Source organism: Kitasatospora sp. NPDC089913 (genome assembly GCF_044748625.1).
Lineage (GTDB): Bacteria > Actinomycetota > Actinomycetes > Streptomycetales > Streptomycetaceae > Kitasatospora.
This window is the reverse complement of record NZ_JBIVGI010000017.1, coordinates 100123-123472: the sequence shown is the minus strand read 5'-3', so window position 1 is coordinate 123472 and position 23350 is coordinate 100123. Positions and strand designations below refer to the sequence as shown.

The 23350-nt window shown below is 73.7% G+C and carries 20 protein-coding genes and 1 pseudogene; 13 read left to right on the top strand and 8 right to left on the bottom strand.

The window, feature by feature from the left end; translation table 11 throughout:
- Nucleotides 1–56 precede the first annotated feature (56 nt).
- The 3 genes from ACIPYS_RS25030 to ACIPYS_RS25020 all read left to right on the top strand — a co-directional run bounded on the left by ACIPYS_RS25030 (nt 57) and on the right by ACIPYS_RS25020 (nt 3376).
- Nucleotides 57–1295, top strand: coding sequence for a hypothetical protein (locus ACIPYS_RS25030; RefSeq protein ID WP_400749739.1), 1239 nt, complete (start codon nt 57–59; stop codon nt 1293–1295).
- A complete protein-coding gene (locus ACIPYS_RS25025) occupies nt 1292–2464 on the top strand; it encodes a substrate-binding domain-containing protein (protein WP_400749736.1) in 1173 nt (390 codons plus the stop codon). Before ACIPYS_RS25030 ends, ACIPYS_RS25025 begins: the two co-directional genes overlap by 4 nt.
- Before the next feature lie 129 nt (nt 2465–2593).
- Complete coding sequence (locus ACIPYS_RS25020; RefSeq protein WP_093863611.1) at nt 2594–3376, top strand: hypothetical protein; 783 nt, start codon at nt 2594–2596, stop codon at nt 3374–3376.
- Between the two features lie 21 nt (nt 3377–3397).
- Here the strand turns inward: ACIPYS_RS25020 and ACIPYS_RS25015 are convergent, their stop codons facing one another.
- Nucleotides 3398–4951 carry an MFS transporter gene (locus ACIPYS_RS25015; protein WP_400749732.1) on the bottom strand — a complete coding sequence of 518 codons (1554 nt, stop codon included), beginning with the start codon at nt 4949–4951 and terminating at the stop codon, nt 3398–3400.
- Between the two features lie 106 nt (nt 4952–5057).
- Here ACIPYS_RS25015 and ACIPYS_RS25010 point away from each other — a divergent pair, with 106 nt between their 5' ends.
- Nucleotides 5058–5795, top strand: a complete 738-nt coding sequence (locus ACIPYS_RS25010; RefSeq protein WP_159425129.1) for a TetR/AcrR family transcriptional regulator — start codon at nt 5058–5060, stop codon at nt 5793–5795.
- A gap of 239 nt (nt 5796–6034) precedes the next feature.
- The gene (locus tag ACIPYS_RS25005) at nt 6035–7651 is read left to right on the top strand and encodes an esterase/lipase family protein (protein ID WP_400749728.1); all 1617 of its coding nucleotides are present in this window, start codon (nt 6035–6037) and stop codon (nt 7649–7651) included.
- A gap of 234 nt (nt 7652–7885) precedes the next feature.
- Here ACIPYS_RS25005 and ACIPYS_RS25000 read toward each other — a convergent pair.
- Nucleotides 7886–8407 (bottom strand): annotated as a pseudogene (locus tag ACIPYS_RS25000) (MarR family winged helix-turn-helix transcriptional regulator); the annotation flags it as partial.
- An 89-nt stretch (nt 8408–8496) separates the two neighbouring features.
- Here ACIPYS_RS25000 and ACIPYS_RS24995 point away from each other — a divergent pair.
- The 8 genes from ACIPYS_RS24995 to murQ all read left to right on the top strand — a co-directional run bounded on the left by ACIPYS_RS24995 (nt 8497) and on the right by murQ (nt 16540).
- On the top strand, nt 8497–9870 hold the full coding sequence (locus ACIPYS_RS24995; RefSeq protein ID WP_400749725.1) for an MFS transporter: 1374 nt from the start codon (nt 8497–8499) through the stop codon (nt 9868–9870).
- Nucleotides 9867–10880 (top strand): YdcF family protein, encoded by a 1014-nt coding sequence (locus ACIPYS_RS24990; RefSeq protein ID WP_093863605.1) that lies wholly within the window; start codon nt 9867–9869, stop codon nt 10878–10880. The genes ACIPYS_RS24995 and ACIPYS_RS24990 overlap by 4 nt, the downstream gene beginning before the upstream one ends.
- 148 nt (nt 10881–11028) lie before the next feature.
- A complete protein-coding gene (locus ACIPYS_RS24985; RefSeq protein WP_400749721.1) occupies nt 11029–12621 on the top strand; it encodes a PHB depolymerase family esterase in 1593 nt (530 codons plus the stop codon).
- A gap of 126 nt (nt 12622–12747) precedes the next feature.
- Entirely contained in the window at nt 12748–13437 is a 690-nt protein-coding gene (locus ACIPYS_RS24980; protein ID WP_400749718.1) for a DUF6445 family protein, read from the top strand.
- Between the two features lie 279 nt (nt 13438–13716).
- On the top strand, nt 13717–14616 hold the full coding sequence (locus tag ACIPYS_RS24975) for a hypothetical protein (RefSeq protein WP_400749715.1): 900 nt from the start codon (nt 13717–13719) through the stop codon (nt 14614–14616).
- Nucleotides 14603–15055 (top strand): hypothetical protein, encoded by a 453-nt coding sequence (locus ACIPYS_RS24970; RefSeq protein WP_093863602.1) that lies wholly within the window; start codon nt 14603–14605, stop codon nt 15053–15055. The genes ACIPYS_RS24975 and ACIPYS_RS24970 overlap by 14 nt, the downstream gene beginning before the upstream one ends.
- Complete coding sequence (locus ACIPYS_RS24965) at nt 15055–15372, top strand: hypothetical protein (RefSeq protein WP_093863601.1); 318 nt, start codon at nt 15055–15057, stop codon at nt 15370–15372. Before ACIPYS_RS24970 ends, ACIPYS_RS24965 begins: the two co-directional genes overlap by 1 nt.
- A gap of 253 nt (nt 15373–15625) precedes the next feature.
- Entirely contained in the window at nt 15626–16540 is a 915-nt protein-coding gene (murQ, locus tag ACIPYS_RS24960; protein WP_400749711.1) for an N-acetylmuramic acid 6-phosphate etherase, read from the top strand.
- A 170-nt stretch (nt 16541–16710) separates the two neighbouring features.
- Here the strand turns inward: murQ and ACIPYS_RS24955 are convergent, their stop codons facing one another.
- The 6 genes from ACIPYS_RS24955 to ACIPYS_RS24930 all read right to left on the bottom strand — a co-directional run bounded on the left by ACIPYS_RS24955 (nt 16711) and on the right by ACIPYS_RS24930 (nt 23222).
- Nucleotides 16711–17841, bottom strand: a complete 1131-nt coding sequence (locus ACIPYS_RS24955; protein ID WP_400749708.1) for a hypothetical protein — start codon at nt 17839–17841, stop codon at nt 16711–16713.
- 191 nt (nt 17842–18032) lie between these two features.
- Nucleotides 18033–18269, bottom strand: a complete 237-nt coding sequence (locus ACIPYS_RS24950) for a hypothetical protein (RefSeq protein ID WP_093863597.1) — start codon at nt 18267–18269, stop codon at nt 18033–18035.
- A gap of 234 nt (nt 18270–18503) precedes the next feature.
- Nucleotides 18504–19769, bottom strand: a complete 1266-nt coding sequence (locus tag ACIPYS_RS24945; protein ID WP_400749704.1) for a sugar ABC transporter permease — start codon at nt 19767–19769, stop codon at nt 18504–18506.
- Complete coding sequence (locus tag ACIPYS_RS24940) at nt 19766–20554, bottom strand: ATP-binding cassette domain-containing protein (RefSeq protein ID WP_078896788.1); 789 nt, start codon at nt 20552–20554, stop codon at nt 19766–19768. Before ACIPYS_RS24940 ends, ACIPYS_RS24945 begins: the two co-directional genes overlap by 4 nt.
- Before the next feature lie 224 nt (nt 20555–20778).
- Entirely contained in the window at nt 20779–21873 is a 1095-nt protein-coding gene (locus ACIPYS_RS24935; protein ID WP_093863595.1) for a sugar ABC transporter substrate-binding protein, read from the bottom strand.
- Between the two features lie 344 nt (nt 21874–22217).
- Complete coding sequence (locus ACIPYS_RS24930) at nt 22218–23222, bottom strand: cupin domain-containing protein (protein ID WP_400749699.1); 1005 nt, start codon at nt 23220–23222, stop codon at nt 22218–22220.
- Nucleotides 23223–23350 lie beyond the last annotated feature (128 nt).

Here is a 23350-nt window from a genome sequence, read left to right as displayed (position 1 = left end):
GGTGAACTCCGTTCTTCGGCCGCCCGCCCGACCCCTGCCCTGACACAGTGTCAGTCATGTATGAGGGAACGGCTGTTGAAGAGCCGAGACTCACCGTCAAACGCCAGCGCTCGATCGTCCGCAGGCGCCCCCGGTTCACCGCCGCCGTGGCCGGGCTGCTGGCGCTGTTCCTCGCCGGCACCACCTCGCTGGCACTCTCCGGCCACCTGCTGCTCCCGTTCGACAAGGTCCTCCTCCTGGAGGGCCGCACCGGCTCCAAAGCGGCGTTCTTCGAGGACCCCGAGGTCCAACGGCTGCTGCTGCGCCACGGCATCCGGGTCCACGTCACCGCCTCCGGTTCGCAGGAGCTGGTCAACGGCGACTACTCCCGGCTGGCCTTCCTCCTCCCCTCCGGCCGGCCGCCGGCCAACGACATCCTGGCCCGGCTGAAACGGGAGAACGGATACTCCAAGGCGTACAACCCGTTCGTCAGCCCACTGGTGCTCGCCACCTACCGGGACTACGCCCGGACCCTGGAGGACAACGGGATCGCCACCCCGCAGTACCCGACCGGGCGCGGCGAGGAGCCTCTCTACTACAGCCTCGACCTGGCCGCGTTCCTGCAGCAGGGGGCCACCCACCGGTCCTGGAACGACCTCCGGATCGACCGCCACGGCACCACCAACGGCAACGTCGTGGTCGCCCAGACCTCCCACATCTGCCAGTCGAACTCGGCCGAGACCTTCCTGGCCCAGGTCGCGTTCACCGAGAACGGGGGCCGCGTCCCCGAGGGCCCGGGCGCCGACGAACTCGCCGACCGGATCAAGCCGCTGCTCTCGGCGCAGGGCATGCCCGGAGTGGACGTCTTCGAGCCGTACGCCAGCCCCGAGGGCCGCGGCATCGCCCCCGTGGTGGTGGTCTACGAGCACCAGTACCTCGCCTACCAGACGCGCTTCCAGGACACCCGGCACCGGCTCGACACCGAGCGCGTCCTGCTGTACCCGACCTCCCGGTTCATCACCCAGCCGCAGTACATCTCGCTCCGGCCGGAGGCCGACCGGCTCGGCGAACTGCTCACCCACGACCGCCGGCTGCGCGAGCGCGCCGTGGCCCTGGGCTTCCGCACCATCGGCGACGACACCGACTCCGGCGAGCTCCGGACGTACCTCGGCGCGCGCGGCATCCCGGCCCCGGACACCCGCACCGACGACACCAGGACCGTCATGCCGACCCAGGAGATCCTGAACCGGATGGTCCGCAGGGTCGGCGACTGTCCGGCCGACCCCGGCACCCCGGCTCCGGGAGCGACCCCGTGAACCCGCCGGACCGGTGGCACCGGCGCACCCGGGGGCGGCGCGCCGACCGTGCCCGCCGCCGCGTCCGCTCCGCTGCCTCCACCACCGCCGCCTCCACCGCCGCTCGACTGCCCGCCCGGGCGCTCCTCGCCCTGGTCCTGCTCGTCTGCTCCGCCGCCCCGGTGGCCGGCTGCGGTCCGGGCGCACCCACCGGCACCACGCTGTCCGTCCTGGCCAGCGCGGAGCTGACCGACCTCCGGCCGGTCCTGGACGACCTGCGCCGCGCCACCGGGATCACCCTGGAGCTGGACTTCGGCGGCACCGTCAGCGCGAGCGAACTGCTCGGCTCCGGCACGCCCGACCGGCACCACCTGGCCTGGCTCTCCTCCGACCGCTGGCTGCGACTGAACGTCAAGGCCGCGGGCGGGACGGGCACCCCGCTCTCCACCCGCACCATGATGTCGCCGCTCGTCCTCGGCGTGAGGCGGAGCACCGCGCACCGCCTGTGGCCCGGCGCGGGCGCGCGGCAGCCGTCCTGGGCCGACATCGCCGCGGCGGCCGAGCGCGGGGAGCTGCGGTACGCGATGAGCGACCCGACCGTCGCCCACAGCGGGCTCGCCGCCCTCGTCGCCGTGGCGACCGCCGGCGCCGGGACCGGCGAGGCCCTCCGCCCGGAGGACGTCGCCCAGGACCGGGTCCGCGGTTTCCTGACCGGCCGGACCCTCGCCGCGCCGTCCACCCACGCCCTGGTCGACGCCTACCTCGACCACCAGGACCGGGCCGACGCGGTGATCGCCTACGAGTCGGACCTGCTCGCGCTCGGCGGGGACGGGCGCCTGCGCGAACCTCTGGAGCTGGTCTACCCGCAGGACGGCATCGTGCTGTCCGACTACCCGCTGCTGCTGCTCGACCCGACGAAGCGGGCCGCCTACGACCGGGTGCTGGCGTGGCTGCTCGCGCCCGCCGCGCAGAAGAAGATCATGACGCTCACGCTGCGCCGCCCGATCGACCCGGCCGTCGACCGGGATCCCCGGCTGGAGCGCCCGATCGGCAACGCCCTCTACTTCCCCGACCGGCCGGAGGTCGTCCAGCGCCTCCTGGCGCAGTACCGGGCCGACACCCCGGCGACGGGCCCGGACCCGACCCGCTCCCCGGCACCCTCGCCGCCGGCACTCTCACCGCCCCCGTGACCCGGGCGGCCGACGTGACCGCACAGCCCGCGTGGCCCACGGCCCTCGTGGCCCACAGCCCTCGTGTTCCGCACAGCCCGCGTGCCCCACAACCCTCGAGCCCCGCTCAGCCCTCGTGATCGGAGACCTGTGACCATTCTCGACGAGTCCTCGTGGGGCGTGCTCGGGCTCGAACTCGCCACCTGGCTGGTGGCGTTCGGCAGCCTGGTCGCGCTGCTGGCCGTCGGCGGCCTGGAGCTGCGCCGCAAACGGCCGCCGGCCGGCGTGGACGTCACCACCAAGGCCTGCGTCCACCTGGACGACAAGGCCGTCATGGACATCTACCGGATGGGCCGCTACACCGCCGCACTGACCCAGGAGGTCGAGCAACGGATCACCCGCAACCTGCACTTCGGCGGCGAGCTGCCGGGCACGACGGTCGGCATCGGCACGGAGGCCGCGGAGGAACGGATCAGCCGGTACGTGCGGAGCGACGCGCCGATCGACGTGATCGGCGTGATCATCAAGGCGCTCGACGACCGGGACGGCATCATCCACGCCGACCTGCTGTCCGGCACCGTCCGGAAGAACCGGGCCCTGGCCCGGTCGCTGGATGTGGTCGAGGACTCCGGTCCGCGTCCGCCCGGGGTCCGGCTCTCCCGGGCGGAGGCGTACGTGCTGCTCCGGGGGAAGTTCCAGGCCGTCGCTCCGGGGCCGGACACCGCCGAGGGCAGCACGGTCTTCCTGGCCCGCTACGGCCGACCCGGCGATCTCTCCCGCAGCGGGCGGGTACGGGTCACCTGCACCCGCCCGGGGCTGAGCGACTCCGCGGCCGGCGCGCAGACCCGCGCCGGGTACTGCCTCGGCACCGTCCACGGCTGGGACCCGGCGGAGGCGACGCTGGAGGTGCATGCGATCGCCGTCTTCCGCTGACGGCCGCGGGGCGCCGCTCCCTCACTCCGGCCGGGCACCGGCCGGGGCCTGCGCGCGGGGCCGGGCTCCGGCCGGGCCCCGCGGTCCCGCCGGGCCCGGCGCGGCCCGGCGCAGCAGCAGGGCGACCAGCACGGCGGCCAGGGCCAGGGCGGCGGAGCCGCAGCGCAGGGCGAGCTGGATACCGTCGGTGAAGGCGGCCTCGACGGCCGACCTGACCGGTCCGGGCAGCCCGGCGGTGGCCGCGCCCGGCGCGGTGGCGGCGGTCAGGGCCTCGGGCGGGAGGCCGAGGCCGGCCAGGGAGCCGGCCAGGCGGTGGGTCAGGACGGCGCCGAGGACGGCGATGCCGAGCACTCCGCCGAGTTCGCGCAGGGTGTTGACGGTCGCCGAGGCGGTGCCGATCCGCTCCGGGGCGACCCGCTGCAGGACGGCGATCGAGACCGGGGTGAAGGTCGTCCCCAGGCCCAGGCCGAGGACGAACAGCGTCCACAGGTACTCCGCGTAGTGGGCGTTCTCGCCGTAGCGGGAGAGACCGGCGAGGCCGACCGCGCACAGGGCGATGCCCAGGACCAGCGGGAGCCGGGGTCCGTACCGGCCGGTCAGCCGCGCCGAGAGCGGGCCCGCGACGACGATCATGGCCGTCATCGGCAGCCCGGCGAGACCGGCGGCCGTCGGGGACCAGTCCAGGACGCCCTGCATCAGCAGCGGCAGGAAGAACAGCGCGCCGAACATTCCGAAGCTCACCGCGAATCCGCCCAGCAGCGCGCCGCCCAGCACGCCGTCGCGGAACAGCCGGAGATCGAGCATCGGCTCGGCGGTCCGCAGTTCGAGCAGCAGGAACGCCGTCAGCAGCAGCACCGCGAGTGCCGCCGTGGTGAGCACCCGGCCGTCGGTCCAGCCGCGGTCCGGACCCTCGACCAGGGTGTGGACGGCCGCGCCCAGGCCGAGCGCCGAGAGCACGAGGCCGCCGAGGTCGATCCGCCGGGCCCGGCCCGGGACGGCCGGGAGCACCCGGGCCGACAGGACGAGCGCGGCGACGCCGATCGGGACGTTGATCCAGAACACGCTCGCCCAGCCGAAGGCCTCGACCATCGGGCCGCCGACCACCGGGCCGACCGAGAGGCCGAGCGCGGAGACGCCGGACCACCGGCCGATGGCCCGGGTGCGCTCCCGTTCGTCGGTGAAGACGTGCCGCAGGATGGCGAGGCTGCCGGGGGTGAGCAGGGCCGCGCCGACACCCTGGAGCATCCGCGCGGCGACCAGGGCCCCGGTGGTTCCGGCCAGCGCCCCGGCGGCCGACCCCAGCGTGAACAGCGCCAGGCCCAGCCGGAAGACGGCGGTGCGGCCGTACCGGTCGCCGAGCGCGCCACCGGTGAGCAGCAGCGCGGCGAAGACCAGGCTGTATCCCTCGGCGACCCACTGGAGGCCGGTGATGCCCGCGTCGAGGTCCTCGCCGATGCGTGGCAGGGCGTTGTTGACGATGACGTTGTCCAGCATGGACATGAACATGGTGGTGCACAGCGTCGCGAGCGCGAGCCGCTGGCGGCGCCGGACGTCCGGCGCCCCGCTCTCCCCCATCGGGTGTTCCTCTCTCGTGTTCCCGGGACACCTGCGTGCCCCCGGGATCCCTAACGGCGTTAGGGGCGGGTTCGACGGGGGACAGCGTGCCCCTAACGGTGTTAGATTGCAACTGGAATTCGGGCCCGGCCCGCTCCGCCCGAAGAACAGCGAGGACCTCATGCCTGCCGACGAGGACGACGCCGCCCAGCCCGGACTCACCCGCGACGCCCTCGCCCGGGCCGCCCTGCGGGTCCTGGAGCGCGAGGGCCTGGCCGGCCTGTCGATGCGCAAGGTCGCCGCCGAGGTCGGGGTCAGGGCCGCCTCGCTGTACTGGCACGTCCGCAACAAGGAGGAACTGCTCGACCTGCTCAACGACGCGCTGATGGCCGACGCCGAGGCCCCGCCGCGCACCGGCGACTGGCGCACCCAGCTGCGCGGCTACTGCCGGCGCTACCGCGCCCACCTGCTGGGCAGGCGGGACGCGGCCAAGGTGGTGGCGGGCCGGCTCGCCCCGGGCCCCCACCTGCTGCGGCTGATGGAGGACCAGCTCGACCGGCTGCGGGAGGCCGGCTTCTCCCCCGCCGACAGCGCGATGATCTCCTATCTGCTCGGCGCGTACGTCCAGGGCTTCGTCCTCCAGGAGGAGTCCCCGATGGCGGCCGCCGAGACCGCCGGAGCCGGGCGGCGCGAGGTCGCCGACGCCGCCGCCGAGCGCTTCCGCGCACTGCCCGCCGCGGAGTTCCCCAACCTCGTCGCGATGGCCGACGACCTGACCGGCCCCGATCTGGACGCCCGGTTCGACTTCGGCCTCGACCGCATCCTCGACGGACTCGCCGCGCTGCTGCCGCCCGACCGTCGCTGATCCGTCCGAGCCGTCCGGCCGCGGACTGCCCCGCGGCCGCCCGACCGTCCGACCGTCCCCGCCCGGCAGGTCGGCCGGTCCGACATCCCTGGTCGCGACGGGCAGTGACGACCCATCAACGGTCCGAACACGGGGGGTGACAGCGCCGCCCCGGCGGCCGACACTGGGAGGAAGAAGCTCCCACATCAACGGGTCGGCCGGTGCCGGCCGGTACCGGCCGCCGAGAGGGCAGGCCGGCCATGAGTACGCCGTCCTCCAGACTCCCGATCGTCTATGTCCGGGGATACGCCGGTGGCACCCCCGGGATCGAGAAGGCCGTGACGGATCCGTTCTACGGATTCAACGAAGGCTCGACGCACATCCGCGTCGGGCGCCAGGACTCCCCCGTCTTCTACCAGTTCGAAAGCCCGTTAGTGCGCCTGCTCACCGACGAGGGCTACCACGTCCTCGTCGAGGGCGGCCAGGAGGCCTATCTGGCGAACCACCCCAAGGACATCCGCCCCGACAGCATCTGGATCCACCGCTTCTACGACCGCTGCTCCGGCACCTGGGGCGGCGAACCCGAGGCGTTCAGCCTGGAGCACGCCGCCGAGGACCTCCTCCGGCTGATCGAGGACCTGCGGGAGCGCACCGGCGCGCCGCGGGTCCACCTGGTCGCCCACTCGATGGGCGGACTGATCTGCCGCTGCCTGCTCCAGAAGGTCATCCCCGAGCAGCGCCGGGGAAAGCGCGCCACCGACTACGTGTCCAAACTGTTCACCTACGGAACGCCGCACGGCGGCATCACCTTCGCGGTCGGCTTCGGCGTCCCCGAACTCCTGCGCGACACCTTCGCCCTGAACGGCTCGGACGTCTTCGGACCCGACCGGATGTACCAATACCTGACGCCGGATCCCGCTCCGGACGGGCCGCCGGACGGCTGGCGGGCCGTCGACCTGCCGGACGACGACGGCAGCGGGACGCCACAGGAGGCCGCGGGCGGGTTCCCGCTCGACCGGATCTTCTGCATGATCGGCACCGACTCCGAGGACTACGACGTCGCCCACGGCATCTCCGCCTCGGCCGTCGGCCCGCGCAGCGACGGTCTGGTGCAGATCGAGAACGCCCAGGTCACCGGGGCCAACCGGGCGTTCACGCACCGCAGCCACAGCGGCCGGTACGGACTGGTCAACTCCGAGGAGGGCTACCAGAACCTGCGCCGCTTCCTGTTCGGCGACCTGCGGGCCCGGGTCGACCTGGTCGGCGTGACCCTGCCGGACCGCGACCCGGACGTCACCTGGCAGGCCGAGGTGCGGCTCCAGGTCCGCGGACTGCCGGTACTGCTGCACGAACGTGCCGCCCCGCACTGGTGCCCGATCCAGCTCTCCGACCCCACCGCGGCCACCCGTCAGGCCCGGGCCGGCCGGGACGGCGCCGTCCAGCTGGCGACCACCTTCCTCTCCAGCAAGCTGCTCCCGCCGCGGGAGGACGCGGAGCGCTCGGCGGTGGACAGGGCGGTGGACGGGACACGGCCGGGGGCGAGCGAGCCGGTGCGGTTCGCGCTCGACCTGCGGGTGCTCGGGCTCAAGGAGCACAACGGGTTCTTCGGCTTCGGCGACCACCTGGAGCAGACCGCCGACTTCGCGGACACCCTGATCGTCGACGTGGACACCGACTCCCCGCGTCCGGCGGCCTGGGCGCACTGGAACTCCGAGGTGGACGGCGCGATCCGGGACCTCCACCCGAGCGGCCCGCCGCTGCCGGACGAGGACCCGCGCGCCGACGCCTGGCTCGCCCACGTCCCGCTTCCGGCCACCACCCGCCCGATCCTCGGCCCCGACGCCAGGATCCGGCTCACGGTCGGCCCCTGGAGCTGACCCCGGCTCCGCTCCCGGCTCCACGGCTTCCGGCTCCGCTCCCGGCTCCGGCCATGGCTCCGGCTCCGTCATCGGCCATGGCCTCCGGCCTCAGTCGTGGCCGTGCCAGTCGGCCGCCGGGGGGTCGGTCCTGGGCTCGGTGCCGGAGAAGGTCCAGGCCGCGGCCGCCGGGCCCAGCCGGGGGTCGGCGCCGGGCTGCGGGCCGGTACGCGATCCCGGCTCCGGCGGCGGCCCCTCGGCGGCCAGCAGCACCCGGCGCAGCAGATCGGCGAGCTGGTGCCGCTCGGCCGGGGAGAGCACGCCGAGCAGTCGGTGCTCCTCCCGGCCGACCACGTCCAGCGCCTGCGCCCAGGCCAGTCGGCCCTGTTCGGTCAGTTCGACGTCGACCCGGCGGCGGTCGTCGCTGGACGGCGTGCGGACGACGAATCCGCGCCGTTCCAGTGCCTCCAGACGCCCGGTCACCGAGGCGGGCGCCAGGCCGAGGTCGGCGCGCAGCTCGGACGGGGTGGCCCGGCCGCCGCGGCCGGCCAGCCCGTGCAGGGTGTCGAACTCGTGCTTCTGCAGTCCGTAGTCGGCCACGCCCTGCTCACGGACCCGGCCGAGGTGCCGGGTGAGCTTGCTCATCCGGGTGACGGCGCCCTCGACGTCCGGATCCAGGTGCGGCAGCACCGGCCGCCAGCGGTCGACGTGGCCGTCGGTCCAGTCGCGGGGCCGGTCGGCCGCCGCCCGGTGCGTCGCGGGTGTCCCGGGTGTCATACCCCCGAGTCTAGGCGGCCCCCGACCAGGGGTTTTCGGGTTCCCGATATTTCGTTGACGAAATTTCGGCACCGAAATACAGTGCTTCCGTGACTTCGACCCACCACCCGCACCCGCTGCGCCTGCCCGCCTTCCGACTGCTCTTCCTCGGCCGGACGATCTCCACCCTGGGGGACGCCGTCGTCCCCGCCGCCCTCGCCATCGCCGTCACCCGGGCGACCGGCTCCTCCTCCGCGCTGGCCCTGGTGCTGGGCTGCGCGATGGTTCCGCGCCTGCTGCTGCTCCCCCTGGGCGGCGTCGTCGGGGACCGGGTCGACCCCCGGCTGGTCGCGCTCGTCACCGATCTGGTCCGGGCCGTCGCCCAGATCGCCGTCGGTGTCGAACTCCTCGGCGACCGGCCCAGCCTCGCCGCCGTCGCGGCCGCCGAGGCCGTCGGCGGCATCGCCTCGGCGTTCGCGATGCCGACCGCCAGCCCGCTGGTGGCGGCCGCCGTGGACGGTCCGCAGCGGCTGCGCGCCAACGCCCTGCTGGCCTCCGCCGTCAACGGCGCCCGGCTCGGCGGCCCGGCGCTGGCCGGCCTCCTCGTCCTGACCGCGGGCCCCGGCTGGGCGTTCCTGCTGGACGGCGCCTCCTTCCTGGTCAGCGCCGCGCTGCTGACGCGGCTGAAGGTGCGCCGTGCCCCGGCCGAGCGCAGGTCGTCGCTGCGCGCCGACCTGGTCCGGGGCTGGAGCGAGGTCCGCTCGCGCGACTGGTACTGGACCAGCCTGATCGGCCATGCCGTGTGGAACGGCGCAGCCGCCGTCCTGCTCACCCTCGGACCGCTGATCGCCTCCCGGCGGATGGGCGGGGAGGGCGTGTGGATCGCGATGACCCAGGCGGCCGCCTTCGGCGTGCTGGCCGGTTCGCTGCTCGCCGGCCGGTTCCGGCCCCGGCGCCCGCTGCTGGTCTCCTCCCTCGGCCTCGCCCTGTACGCGCTGCCGCTGGTCGCCCTGGCAGTGACGGCGCCCGCACCGGTCACCGTCGCCTCGTACGCCCTGGCGATGACCGGGCTGGGCTTCCTCAACCCGGTGTGGCAGACCGTGGTGCAGCAGGAGTTCCCGCCGCAGGTGCTGGCCCGGGTCACCTCCTACGACTGGCTGCTGTCGCTCGCCGCCGCCCCGCTGGGGTACACGCTCGCACCGCTGGCCGCGGACGCCTGGGGGAGCACCGGGCCACTGCTCGTCACGGCCGCCCTGGTAGCGCTGGCCTGTGGCGGGGCCGCCGTCGTCCCGGGTGTCCGCCGGATCGGGTGCCGCACCGACGCGGACGGCCTGACGGAGAGTCCGGCGGGCGGCCCGGCGGACGGCCGGCACTCCTCGGGCAAGGGCCCGGCGGCGACCGGCCCCCAGGTCACCGGGGCGCCTCCCGCAGCCGAGGAGGCCGCGGTCGGGGCCGCCCGGCGGGACCCTACGATACGCACATGATCGCCTATGCCCCAGCGGCCTTCTTCTTCCTCCTCTGCGGAATCGGAGTCCTGCGCGACCGACGCAAGTTCAGCAATGCCGTCCTGCTCGGTATCGGGGTGTCGCTGCTGGCCCTGGCGCTGATCGCGGAGGTGCGCCGGGCGCCGACCCTGGTGGCCGAGCTGACGGTGGCCGTCATCGCCCTGCTGCCGACGGTCGGCACGGTGGCCCTGGTCTGGTTCCTCCTCTCCAACGGAGTGACGATGATCCGCAAGGAGGGCCGACGCCCGGCGAACCTGCTCTCGCTGCTCGCCGGCCTCGGCATCATCGGGCTGATCGGTCTGCTCGGGGCAGCCGTCGTCACCGACTCCCCGCGCCTCGGCGTCCTCGCCGCCACCGCGCTCCTGGTGGTCGGCTACGTGTCCTTCCTCTTCGTCTGCTTCGTCGGCTACGCCTTCCTCTACCAGCGCCACCTGCCGCGCAAGGAGGTGGACTTCGTGGTGGTACTGGGCTCGGGCCTGATCGGCGGCGACCGGGTGCCGCCGCTGCTCGCCAGCCGGCTCGACCTCGGCCGCGCGCTCTACGAGCTGCAGTCGGCACGGGGCAACCCGCCGGTGCTGATCACCTCGGGCGGCCAGGGTCCGGACGAGAAGGTGCCGGAGTCGCACGCGATGGCGGACTACCTGCTCGAACGCGGCTTCCCGGCCGAGCACCTGGAGCGCGAGGACCGTTCCCGGACCACCGAGGAGAACCTGCTGTTCAGCAAGGAGATCATGGAGCGGTCGAAGCCCGACTACCGCTGCGTGGTCGTCACCAACAACTTCCATGCCTTCCGGGCCGCCCTGACGGCCCGCACCACCGGGGTCAACGGCCAGGTCTGCGGCTCCCCCACCGCCCGGTACTACTGGCCGAGCGCGACGATCCGCGAGTTCGCCGCCGTCTTCCTGTCGCACAAGTTGGTCAACTTCGGGATCTGCGGCTTCGTCGCCGTCTGCGGACTCGTCGCCGCGGCGCTGAGCCCCGGCGCCTGACCCCACCCCGGTCGTGGGTGGTACCGCCATGGCGGCACCACCCACGACCGGGCACCGGGGGACGGCCGTTGGCGCCATGGCGACCGGGGAGGGGCCCGGGCACGCTGCACGGCAAGGTCCTGCACTCCTCCCCCACCCGGAGTCCCCCATGGCCGTGTCCCCCACCGCCCCGCCGACCGCCCCGCCGACCGCTCCATCGACCGCCCCGCCGACCGACCGCCGCGTCCACCGGGCGGGCGGCGCAGCCCGCGCAGCCCTCGTCGCGCTGCTCACCGCGGCGACGCTGCTGCTCCCCACCACCGCCTCGACGGCCGCGACCGCGCCGACGCCCGCCCACGCCCCAGCCCCCGCCGCCACCTCCGCCTCCGCCTCCGCCTCCGCACGATCCACCACCAACGGCACCTTCCAGCAGGTCACCGGGTTCGGCAGCAACCCCGGCAACCTCGCGATGTACACCTACACCCCGGCCGCGCTGCCCGGCGGCGCGCCCCTGGTGGTCGCCCTGCACGGCTGCACCCAGACCGCCGACGACTACTACCGGCACTCCGGCTGGCCCGAACTCGCCGACCGCTACCGCTTCGCCGTGGTCTTCCCGCAGACCGGCACCACCAACAACCCGCTCTCCTGCTTCCGCTGGTTCGACGCCGCGCAGAACGCCCGCGGTGTCGGCGAGGCCGCCTCCGTGCTCCAGATGGTCACCAGGGCCGGGGACCTCTTCGGCACGGACCGCGGCCGGGTGTTCGTCACCGGCCTGTCCGCCGGGGGCGGGATGGCCGCCGACCTGCTGGCCGACTACCCGGACGTGTTCGCCGGCGGGGCCGTCGACGCCGGTCCGCCCGCGCACTGCGCCGCCACCCTGTCCGCGGCCTCGTCCTGCCAGAACAACGACCAGCGGCTCACGCCCGCCCAGTGGGCGGAGAAGGTCCGCCGCGCCGACCCCGGCCACCCCGGGCCCTGGCCCCGGGTGGCGATCTGGCAGGGCACGGCCGACACCACCGTCCGGCCGGTCAACGCCACCGAACTGCGCGACCAGTGGACGGAGGTGTGGGGCATCGGCCAGAGCCCCTCCGGCACCCGGAGCCTGCCCGGCGGCACCACCGAGACCCGCTACGACGACGCCGGTGGGCGGCCCGCCGTCGCGCTGTACTCGATCGCGGGCATGGGGCACGGACTGGCCGTAGCCCCGGGCTCGGGAGCGGACAGGTGCGGGGCCACCGGCGCGTACTTCCTGGACGCGATCTGCTCCGGCTACCACACCGCTCTCTTCTGGGGCCTGGACGGCGGCGGGCCGACGGTCCCGGGGCTGCCCGCGCCGAGCGGGCTGACGGCCACCGCGACCGGGGGCGACACCGTGGCGCTCGGCTGGCAGCCCGTCACCGGCGCCGCCTCCTACCGGGTCTTCCGGGACGGCGCCCCGGTCGCGGACCCGACCGGCACCACCTGGACCGACAGCGGTCTGAGCGCCGGCACGGCCTACGGCTACGCGGTGGCCGCGGTCTCCGCCGACGGCACCGCGGGCACCCGGTCGGCCGCCGTCACCGTCACCGCACCGGGCGGCCCGGCACCGTGCTACACCACCGACAACTACCACCAGGTGGCGGCCGGGCGGGCCACCCTGAGCGGCGGCCTGGTGTACGCGCTCGGTTCCGGACAGGCGATGGGGCTCTGGAACACCTTCACCGTCCACACCCTGCGCCGGACCGGCCCCGGCTACTACGTGCTCGCCGACGGCTCCTGCTGACCGCCCCTCCCGTCCCCTCTCCTTTCCTCACCTCCCGCGCCACCACCCTCCGTCCGCGGACACCTTGACGAAAGGTTGACCTGCTCACGGCAGAACGTTGGGGACCCTCGCTCCTATGGTCGGCCCATGCCTCCACTGCCCCCAGGCCCAGGACGGACAGCCGCGCTCCCGGTGCTGCCCTACCGCAAGCCCACACCCGGCCGCGACTACTGGGTGTTCGACGACGTCCTGCCGGACCCGGACGGCGTCCGCCGCCGCTGCCTCGACCGCAACGACTGGACCGAGGGTTACCCCTACCGACCGGAGTCCTGGCCCGGACTGCGCACCATGCCCGGTCTCGAGCCCGACGAACTGGCCCGGGTGGAGGCGCTCGTCCGCAAGGCCACCGGAGCGTCACGGCTCTGGGTGCAGAGCGCTCCTGGCGGTGGCACCCTCAACCACAACTGCATCCAACTGGTGGGCACCGCCGAGTCGGAGTCTCGTCCGCACACCGACTCCCGGGCGCTGTGCCGCTTCGCGGCCGTGCTCTACCTCAGCCCCGGCGCGCCGAAGGACGCCGGCACCGGCTTCTACCGCCAGCAGTTCCCCGGCGGCCGGCTCGGCGGCAACCTGGTCACCGCCCCCCACAACAACCTGGTCGAGGCGCTCGGCACCCGCCGCGTCCCGGCCGACGCCTTCACCGAGGACGTGCGCGTCCCCAACCGCTACAACCGCCTGCTCGTCTACCACGCCAACCTGATCCACAGCGCCACCTCGTACCACGGCCTGACCTTGGAGGAGCGGCGGATGACCGCCGTCTTCTTCTGGATGGCCTGACGGCCCCACCCGACCCCCACCCCCCACACCGCGGAACGCCGTCCCTGCCTCCCCGAAGGGCGAGGGGCGGCGTTCCGTGCCCCGCGAGAGCCAGTTCGACGCCGGCGGAGTCGAGCCGATGAACGATCAACTGCATTGATCAACAGAACAATTGACCGTTCAGCAGAGACCGCGACATGGAATGCTTCCGTGTCCGGGCGGGGACGGAATCGAGACGCCCGGCGAACGTCCGGCCGCTACCCTGAGGGGGCAGTACACACTCACGCCCGGGTGGGGGAGATGACCGATGTGTGGGACGACCTTCGCCGTCGCTGGCAGGACGCCTACGAGGCGGTGGAGAACGGCGACGACGAGGACGACGAGGGCGTCCGGCTGACACCCACCGGCCTCGGGGCCTCGGTGAACCCGATCGCGGTCCTCGGCGAGCCCGGCGCCGGCAAGACGGTGCTCTACAAGTCGCTCTCCCTCGCCTACCGGGGCGGCGCGAGCGACAGCACCATCAGTCCCCGTCCGGAGAAGCACCAGAGCCTGCTGCGGATCGACGGCGCCAAGCAACTGCGCCTCTCCGTGGTGGTGATCCCGGGTCAGGCATCGCACGAGCGCGAGCAGGCCATGCGGGAGACGATGCTGGGCGACGCCTCGCCGCGCGGCATCATCTACGTGACCTGCTGGGGCCACAACCGGATCTGGCACCGCGGTGTCCAGCAGGAGGTCCAGGAGACCCTGGAGTACGAGCACGGCACCGTCACCGCCGAGGACCTGCGCGAGTGGCACCTGGAGAAGGAGCGCGCCGACTTCCGGGAACTCGTCTACCGGATCATCGACAAGGAGGTCGCGAAGCGGCTGGAGTGGCTCGCCGTCGTCGTCTCGAAAGCGGACCTCTACTGGGACCGGCTGGACGAGGCCCGCGACTACTACATCCCCGGCGGACCGGGCGGGCCCGGCGCGGAGTCGAGGTTCTGCAGACTGATGCGCGACCTGGAGAAGGAGACCCGGCTGCGCATCGCCGTGGTCCCGATGAGTTCCCGGCTGATCCGGTACAAGCCGCTTCCGGGGCTCGGCGCGCAGCGGTCGCTGCTGGACGACCCTCAGTTGGGCCCGCTCCGCCGCAACCTCGGACGCACCGTCCAGGAACTGCTCCTCCCGGAGCGGAACGGGGCCGGCCGTGGTCGCCGGTGAGCGCGGGGACCACGGGGACCGCCGCGAGCGGCGCGGCGGGTTCGAAGAGGACCTGGTGAAGGCGGAGGGGCGGTACACGGCGCTCGAACCGGAGCGGGCCAGACTGCGGTACCTGCTGGTCCTGCGGGCCGTCGTCGTCGGCGGCGGCGCGGTGGCCCTCGTCCTCGGCACGGCCGCGGCCGGGTCGGGACCGCTCTGGCCGGTCCTCGGCACGGCGGCGGCCGTCGCGCTCCTGACGACCGCCACCGTGCTCGGCCGCGTGTCCGTCGCTCCGCTCCGGTCCCGGATCCAGGTCGAGGAACGGGCGGTGCTCCGCGAGGTCGACCGGCTCCGGGAGACCCTCGTGCGGGTGTCCGTCCGGGAGCAGTGGTCCCCGCACCACCTCAGGCACGTCCGGCAGCGGCTTTCCCGATTCCCAGTAGAGGCAGGGCAGTACTGATGTTGGAACGCATCGCCAAGCAGTTCGGGCTGGCGACCGCCGGAGCCGCCCTGCTCACCGTCGCCGGCAGTCTGCTCGCCTCCCGCAACCCGGGGCACTTCCAGCGGGTCTTCCACGACGACTGGGACTACATCAGCGTCGGGTTCGTCCTCCTCATCACCGGCGCGCTGATCTGCGCGGACGGCCTGGTGCTCTACTTCAGCACCTACGGAGGGTTCAAGGACGCCAACGTCAAGCGCGGCGCCCTGCTGACGGCCGGCGGTCTCGTACTGGCCGGCACCGGGATCGCCGCGCTGGCCCTGAAGCTCTTCGGCTGACGTCCCTTCCGACGGGGCGGGCTCTCGAGGAACGGCCTGCGCGACCGGGAGACCCAGGTCGGCGGCGGCGGGACGACCCCGGCTCTCGAGGAACGGCCCGGCGGCGAGGAACGGCCCGGCGGCGAGGATCGGCCCGGCGGCGCGCGCACGACCAAGAGCGCTCCACCGGCGTGGCGGCCAACCCCCTGGCCCGTCGCGGTCTCCGTCCCGCCCCGTCCGGTTGGCGGCGGGCGCGGGCGGGGAGGGGCAGCGTATGGAGAACACCGACCGGCCGGTCACCGAGGCGGCCCGACCGGAGTGGGCCGGGATCGACCGGATGGACACGCCGGAACTGCTGCGGCTGCTGAACGCCGAGGACCGCACGGTGGCCGGGGCGGTGGCCCGGGAGCTGCCCAGGATCGCCGTCGTGGTGGACGCCGTCGCCGCCCGGATGCGGCGGGGCGGGCGGCTGGTCTACGCGGGCGCCGGGACGGCCGGGCGACTGGGGGTGCTGGACGCGAGCGAGTGCCCGCCGACCTTCGGCACCGACCCCGGTCTGGTGGTCGGGCTGATCGCGGGCGGCCCGGCGGCGCTGGTGCGCGCGGTGGAGGGCGCGGAGGACCGCCCGGAGCTGGCGGTGGCCGACCTGGCCGCGCTCGCGCTGACGCCCGAGGACACGGTGGTCGGCGTCTCCGCCTCCGGGCGCACCCCGTACACGGTGGCGGCGGTCCGCGACGCGCGCCGGGCCGGGGCGCTGGGCGTGGGGCTGGCGGGGACGGCCGGGTCGCCGCTGGTCGCGGCCGCCGAGCTGGGGATCGAGGTGGAGACCGGGCCCGAGGTGCTGGCCGGGTCCACCCGGCTCAAGGCGGGCACGGCGCAGAAGCTGGTGCTGAACCTGATCTCGACGGCGGTCATGGTCCGGCTCGGTCGGACGTACGGAAATCTGATGGTCGACGTCCGGGCCGGGAACGCCAAGCTCCGCGAGCGCGCACGGCGGATCGTGGCCGACATCACCGGTGCGGACGAGGAGACGGCGCGGCGGGCCCTGGCGGCCACCGGCGGGGACGCGAAGGCCGCCGTCCTGGTCGTCCTCGCCGGGGTCGGCGCCCCGACCGCCGCCCGGCTGCTCACCGCGGCGGACGGCCACCTGCGCGAGGCCCTGGAGCTCGCCCGGCGTGGCGGGGGTTAGGGCCTCGGATCCCCGACGGTGCCGTTCTCGCGGGCGACTTCCGCGCGGACTCCCTCGACCAGCACCCGCAGGCCGGGCCGGCCGACGCCGGGCGCGCGGCCCCGGCCGGGCGGCGCTGACGGGCCGCACGGCCGGGACCGGCCGGTCGCCTCAGGACGGGCCCGGTCGCGTCAGAACGGGCGAGCGGGGGTGGGCGGGAGGATCCGCTTGTAGAGCGCCCCGATCGTGGCCCGGTCGGCGATCAGCGGCAGGGTGTCGAAGGACAGCTCCCACTCGCCCTTGGGCCCGAACCGCTCGACGATGCCGAACGGCACCTCCGTCCCCTTCCCCGTCACCGGGTCCTTGCTCCACTCGGGGACGGCCTTCCCGTGCCACTCGACGAAGGTCGTCGTCCGGCCGAAGGCGACCTGGCCCGCCTCGAACCGGACGTCGGCCTGCGCGAAGAGCCGCCGGAGGTACTCGCTCGCACCCTGGGTGGTGCCGAGCGGAGCGGTCAGGCCGGGGCCTTCGAGCCGTGCGCCGGCCGTCCGGCCGACCAGCGCGGCGACGTCCTCGCCGTTCCAGGCGGCGAGCCGGGCTGTGATCTCCCCGGCCCGGAAGGGCTCCGGACCGTGCCGGCCCGGGCGACCGGCCGGGCCGGCCGGGTCCGCGACGCCGGCGAAGAGCGGACGCAGCTCGGGCGCGACCGGCCGGACCAGCTCGTACCGGTCGTAGTAGCGGCGGGCCTGCATCGTCCGGCCGTCGTCGGAGAGGACGTTCCGGGCGATCTGCGGGAAGGCGACGGGGTGGCCGTTGACGGTCGCCTCGTTCCACTGGCCGAACATCACGACCGCGCCGTCGGCGACCACCTCGGTGCCGCGGTAGCGGAAGTCCGGGACGAGTTGCAGCGAGCCGATGATCGCGGCACTGATCGCCTCCGGTCCGCGCTGCGGGATGCCGCCGGCCTCCCAGAGGGTGGCCGAGTCGTCGAAGACCGAGCGGTAGGCCAGGACCCGGGGGTGCTCGAACTCGCCGTCCTTCGGCGCGGTGCCGGTCGGTGTCGCACCGAAGGCGATCTGGCGGCGGACGAAAGCACAGGCGTTGGGGGTGAACCGGCCCTCCAGCCGCTCCACCTCGCGCTCAAGACCCGCGCACTCGGCGATCGCGCCGGGCGCCGCCGGGTCGCCCGTGCCGGCGGTGGCGCCGGTGGCGCCGGTGGCGGCGACCGTACCGAACGCGACCGCGCCGGCCGTCGCGGCCGCGAACAGGGTGGTCCGACCGCGGCGTGCCGGACGGCGGGCGGGCCTGCGAACTGCGGTCATGTCGAACCCCTCCGATGGTGTCAGCACCGGTCCGGGGATCTTCCCGGCCGGTGTTGATCACCCTGCCCCGGGGGGTGCGGAGGGTCGATTACCTCGGAGGTCATGGCCTGCCGAGCGGAGGTGCCGCCGGCGGGTCCGCAGCACCGGCGCGGCGGCCGGAACGGGGGAACGACGGGCGCCGGCGCCGGGGCTCAGGCCTCCTGGGCGTCCAGCCAGTGCAGCAGCACGGCACGTTCGGTCTCGGTACCGACGGGGCTGTCCGGGTCGAGCGCCCAGTGGCGGATCCGGGTCAGGGTCTCCGCGTCGAGGTCGAGGTAGAGGCGCCAGTGGGCGCGGGGGTGGCAGTTGCTGTCACGCGGTTCGCCGCACTCCTGGCAGTGGGTGAAGAAGGCGTCGACCAGACGGTGCACGATCGTCTCGGCGGGCATGGGCGGCGGTACGTCCTCACACTCGGGGCCCGGGTTCGTCGGGGCGGCCGGACTTCGTGGGTCGGCGGCCCGCAGTCCAGGGTGCGGGGCCGGACGGGCCCGGCGACAGGGACGAACGTCCCGAGCGGGACGACCGGGACGGCGCCGGGGCACCCGGGCGGACGGGCCGGGGCACGCCGGAGGCCCGGTCCCCGTGGGGGTGGGGACCGGGCCGTTCAGGGCGTGTCGCCGGGCTCAGCCCCGGCCGGCGGACTTCTGGGTGCGCCGGGAGACCGAGTCGAGCACCACCGCGGCCAGCAGCACCGCACCGGTGATCATGTACTGGATGGCCTGGGCCGCGTGCACCATGTCCAGTCCGGTGGTGATCGACTGGATCACCAGCATGCCGAGCAGCGCCGACCAGGTGCTGCCCCGGCCGCCGAAGAGGCTGGTCCCGCCGATGACGGCCGCCGCGATCGCGCTCATCAGCACATTGCCGCTGCCGAGCAGCTTGTCCGCCGAACCCTGCTGGGAGGCGATGAACAGGCCGCCGAGGCCGGCCAGCATCGCGGAGATCATGAAGACCGAGATCCGCACCCGGGCCACGTTGATGCCGGCCCGACGGGCCGCCTCGATGCCACCGCCGACGGCGAAGATCTGCCGGCCGTAGGAGGTGCGGCGGAGCACGAAGTCGGTGAGCGCGACCACGCCGACCAGCACCACCAGCGGCAGCGGCAGACCGCTGTCCTGGTTCAGCGTCCAGGCGGAGACCAGGGCGACCACGGCCAGGGCGCCGGTGCGCAGCGCGATCTCGCCCACCGGCCTGGCGGGCAGGCCGGCGGCGGTGCGGCGGCGGGCGGTGAGCACCTGGGCGGCGCCGTACCCGGCGACGGCGACGACGGCGAGCAGCCAGGCGAAGAGGATGTCGCCGTCACCGAGGAAGTAGTTGTCCAGGTGGGCGACGACGCCGTCGTTGATGTTGTTGACGGTGCCGAGCTTGCCGAGCACGTAGTCCTGGAGGCCGCTCCAGGCGAGCATGCCGGCCAGGGTGACGACGAACGCGGGGACGCCGATGCGGGCGAAGAAGAAGCCGTGCAGAGCGCCCATCGCACCGGCGGTGAGCAGGGCGAGGAGGATCGCCAGCCACTCGTTCAGGCCCTGGCGCACCGCGAGCACGGAGGTGACGGCGGCGCAGGCGCCGGCCACCGAGCCGAGCGAGAGGTCGATCTCGCCGAGCAGGAGGACGAAGACGACACCGACCGAGATCAGGCCGTAGCCGGCGATCCACTTGGTGATGTTGGTCAGGTTGTCGGCCTGGAGGAAGTGGCCGGTGACGCTCTGGAAGATGATCGCGATCAGGATCAGGCCCAGGACGACGGGCAGGGCGCCGAGTTCACCGCTGCGGATCTTGCGGCGGAACTCGTCGGCGTAGCCGGCGACGCCGCCCTGGCGGACCAGCAGCCGGGGGTCGACGGCGGGGGCCGGGGTGTCGGCGACGGGGGTGGTCTGGCTGGTGCTCACTTCGCTTCCTCCGCGATGCGTGCCTGGCGCCGGGTGACGGCGTTGTCGGTGGCGCCGGTGATGGCGGAGATGATCTCCTCGGGCGTGGTCCCGGCGACCGGGAAGGCGCCGTTGTTGCGGCCGAGCCGCAGCACGGCGACGGTGTCGGCGACCGCGCGGACGTCCGCCATGTTGTGGCTGATCAGGATGACGCCGAGGCCGCGCTGGCGCAGCCGTTCGACGAGGTCCAGGACCTGCGCGGTCTGCTCGACACCGAGGGCGGCGGTCGGTTCGTCGAGGATGACGATCCGGGGGTCGCCGACCAGGGCGCGGGCGATGGCGACCACCTGGCGCTGGCCGCCCGAGAGCGCGGCGATCGGGATCCGCACGCTCGGGATGCGGATCGACAGGGTGTCCAGGAGCTCCTTGGCGCGCCGTTCCATGGCGACCTCGTCCAGGGTGCCGCGGCGACGCAGCTCACGGCCGAGGAAGAGGTTGGCGACGACGTCGAGGTTGTCGCAGAGCGCGAGGTCCTGGTAGACGGTCGCGATGCCGAGGGCCTGGGCGTCCTGGGGGCGGCCGATCCGCACCGGGCGGCCCTCCCAGGTGATGGTGCCCTCGTCGATGGGGTGGACCCCGGCGATCGTCTTGACCAGCGTGGACTTTCCGGCACCGTTGTCGCCGACCAGCGCGACGACCTCACCGGCGTGGACGTCGAGGTCGACGTCGGTGAGTGCCTGGACAGCGCCGAAGCGCTTGGAGACCGCGCGCAGCGCCAGTACGGGTGCGCCTGTCACGTGAACCATCTCCTGCGGGGGTGTGCGTGGCGGGGAGGGGAGGGGTGGGAACGGGGGGCGACGGCGGGGCGGGCCGCCGTCCGGCGCCGCGCGAGGGCGCCGGACGGACGTCGGCCGGCCGTCGGCGGCCGGACCACGCCGGCCGGGGGTCGGTTGCCGGACCACGCCGGCCGGGGGTCGGTCGCCGGACATCGGCCACCGACCGTCGGCGGCCGGACGTCAGCGGCCCGGGGTCACTTCAGGCCGGCGGCGGCGCAGGCGGCGGCGTAGTCGGCGGTGCAGATGTCGGCCGCCTTGTAGAGCCCGTCCGCGACGACGGTGTCGGTGATGTTGGCCTTGGTGACGACCTTGGGGTCCAGCAGCTTGGCCGGAATGCCCTTGTCGGTGTCGCTGTCCACGGTGGCGGAGGCGACGGCCTTGACGTCCTTGCCCTGGAGCAGGCTGACGGCGAGTTCGGCGGCGCTGTCGGCGAGCGGCTTGTACGCCTTGTAGATGGTGTAGGCCTGGTCCCCGGCGACGATCCGCTGGATCGCGTCGAGGCCGGCGTCCTGGCCGCCGACCGGGACGTTGACACCGGCCGCCTTGAGCTGGGTGATGATCGCGCCGGCCATGCCGTCGTTGGCGGAGTAGACGGCCTGGAAGCCGTCCTTGCCCAGCTGGGTGATGGCGGCGCCGGTCTTCTGGCCCGCGACGGTGGGCTTCCACTCGCCGGACTGCTCGTACACCACCTTCTTGATCTTGCCGTCCAGCACCTTGTGGGCACCGGACTTGAACAGCGCGGCGTTCGGGTCGGCCTCGTCACCGTTGATCATCACGATGTTGGCGTCCGCGGCCTTGGCGCCGAGGGCGTCCAGCAGGGCCTGGCCCTGGAGCTCGCCGACCTTCTCGTTGTCGAAAGAGACGTAGGCGGAGACCGGGCCGGTGGCGAGGCGGTCGTAGGCGACGACCTTGACGCCCTTGCCGGCCGCCTCCTTGACCCAGGCCTGGGTGGACTTGGCGTCGAAGGCGTCGAGGACGATCACCTTGACGCCCTCGGCGATCAGGGTGTCGAACTGCTGCTTCTGCTTGGCCGCGCTGCCCTCGGCGTTGCTGTAGCGGACCTTGCAGTCCGGGCAGAGGGCGGTGACCTTGGCCTCGATGAACGGACGGTCGAAGGACTCGTAACGGGTGGAGGAGGCGTTCTCCGGCAGCAGCAGGCCGATGGACTTGGAGTCCCCGGAGCTCGCGCTGTCCTTCTTGTCGCCGCCGGCCTTGCCGCAGGCGGCCAGCGAGAGGGCCATCGAGACCGCGGCGGTGCCGACGAGGACGCGACGCATCGTTGCGTTCATGGGGTGGATGCCTCCGTGACAGGGGCCGCAACTCTGCGGCGAGGTGGCAGGAGTTAACCCGGCGCCGTCCTGTGTCGTCAATAAGTAAATTCAAGCTCCGAGGAATCCCTGCCCATTCGTTATCTTCATGAACACCAACCAGGGGTTGAAACTTGGAGGATCCTCCGAGTCAAGACCTGACAGGACATGACAGAAAAGGACGAATCGCCCACGATCAATAGCCGTGACCTGGTACGTACCTGGTGGGCAAACGATCGTTCGCTGCACATACCGCCACCCCGACGGCAGCACGAGGCCCTCTTGACAGGGACAGGGCGGTCACACTCAAACGTTCAAGAGTTTGATCATCCGTCAGCGAATTGGGCGGCCATCCGGTCCCGGTAGCGGCCCGGGGTCGTCCCGAACTGCCGGCTGAAGGCGTGCGAGAGCGCGTACGGCGTCGCGTAACCGACCCGCCGGGCGATGACGTCCAGCGGATCGGCGGTCTGCTGCAGCAGCGCGGCCGCCCGGGTCATCCGCCACCAGGCCAGGTAGGCCATCGGCGCCCGGCCGACCAGGGCGGTGAACCGACGGGTCAGCGTCGCCCGGGAGACACCCGTGCTCGCGGCCAGCTCCTCGACGCTCCACCCCCGTGCCGGATCCTCGTGCAGGGCCCGCAGGGCACCCGCCACCACCCGGTCCCCGAGCACGGCGGGCCAGCGGCCGCCCGCGACGGGCTCCGCCCCCGCGTCCGGGGGCGACGCGAGCCAGGCCCGCAGCATGTACACCAGCAGCAGATCGATCAGGCTCGGCACCGCCAACGCCCCACCGGCCCCGTCGGCGGCCAGTTCACCACCCAACAGATCCACCGCCGCCCGGAGTTGGGGGTGGGCCCCGACCCGGTTCGGCAGATGCACCACGTCCGGCAGCTCCAGCATCAGCGGGTGCGTCCGGCTGTGCTCCAAGCGGTACTTCCCGCAGAGCAGTTCGGCGATCGACCCGCTCACGGCACCGAGCACCGGCAACGCCCCTGGAGCGCCGCCGTGCGGGCCCTCCGGCACCGGCGGCGTCGGCCGGGCCGCCGCGAGCAGCCGCTCGATCGGCACCGCCAGGGCCGCCGCGTCCCGGTCCAGCGCCGCGGACGCGAGCACGTGGCCCGTCCCGTGCGGCAGCAGGACGGCGTCCCCCGCCCCGAGCCGGACGGGCCCACCACCGTCCGGCAGCAGCCAGCAGCCGCCCTCCAGCACCACGTGGAAGCCGGCGCCCTCGTAGGCGGGGATCCGGGCCGACCACGCCCCGCCGACCCGCAGCCGGTTGGAGGAGGGCCGTCCGATCCGGACCGCCGCGATCGCGTCGCTCACCACGTCCATGCCCGCAGAATAGCCGCAGCGGCACATCGGTGAGCCGATCACATATCGGATCGAGTCATTCGCGCATTGAACCGCTCAGTAGACCCCTCCTAGGATCGGAATCGTCGACGGAACGACAGCGCACGGCA